This window comes from Bartonella sp. AD13SXNS, assembly GCF_042196465.1.
In the GTDB taxonomy this organism is placed as follows: domain Bacteria; phylum Pseudomonadota; class Alphaproteobacteria; order Rhizobiales; family Rhizobiaceae; genus Bartonella.
In genome coordinates this window covers 1-991 of sequence record NZ_JBHIQI010000077.1, presented here as the reverse complement: position 1 = coordinate 991, position 991 = coordinate 1, and the positions used below count along the sequence as shown (strand labels likewise).

Annotated in this window: 1 protein-coding gene and 1 pseudogene; both read left to right on the top strand. The window is 44.8% G+C overall.

What is annotated here, in order from left to right; translation table 11 throughout:
- On the top strand, positions 1-764 hold a 764-nt coding region (locus ACFIMQ_RS09455), incomplete at its 5' end, for a phage tail protein (protein ID WP_375703935.1).
- Positions 765-771: 7 nt separating this feature from the next.
- Positions 772-991, top strand: a pseudogene (locus ACFIMQ_RS09450) (phage tail protein); the annotation flags it as partial.

The window sequence follows — 991 nt, the reverse complement described above, 5'->3', positions numbered from 1 at the left end:
AGAATGGGATTGTTTTGCGCTTTATGGCGACGAGCAGGAATGTTGGAGCAACCACAGTCTCCCTTAATTCTTTAGATGGCAAGCCGGTTTATAAAGCAACAGAATTAGGGGTTGGTCCTTTATCAGGGGGCGAACTCCAAGAAGGGTGCATTTATACATTGGTTTATAATGGAGATCATTGGCATCTCGTTAATCCTACCCCACTCCCTTTAGAAGAAGAAGAAAGCAGTCTTTATCCTACGGGTTTTATAGGAACGTTTGGCATGCGCGGGATTCCAAAGGATTGGTTAATTTGCGATGGGAAGGCTTATTTGCGTCGTGATTATGGTGATTTATTTGCAACGATAGGCACGGTTTGGGGCGAGGGGGATGGCACCACGACATTTAATGTTCCAGATTTACGAGGGATGTTTTTACGGGGATTTGATGGTGGCAGTAATCGAGACCCCAATCGTCGATTTGGAAGTATTCAAACAGATTCAATCCAGTCTCACCAGCATGAAGGTCAGGCTCTTTCGATGCCTCATTTTACTAGTAATGAAGACTTTTGGGATGGGAATACAACGGATGTGTTGGGCTATCGTCTAGGCTTGTTTGGAGGGGGGGCACTCGCGAATTTTATGGGTATAGAGCGTGAGAATTTAGGGGGCTACATTGTCTCGTCCTATTCCTTTGATGAGAATCAAGAAGTTGTTTTGGAAAGCACAGGGGAAGGCGAAACGCGCCCCGTGAATGTGAGTGTTTTGTTTGCGATCAAGACATGAGGTTTAAATGTCAACGATTTATGATTGGTCTTTCAATGCCTCTAAGAATGCATATTGTGATGCTTTAATTGATTGGTCAGAAGGGCAGCGTCCAAGCAGCGTGAATAACAGCGCCCGTGGTATGATGCAACGTGTGCGTGAATATTTATCGGATACCAGTGGTGTGATTGAAAGCACTTTTACGGTTGATGCTGAACATCAGACAACGGTGATAAGGCTTCAAAGTC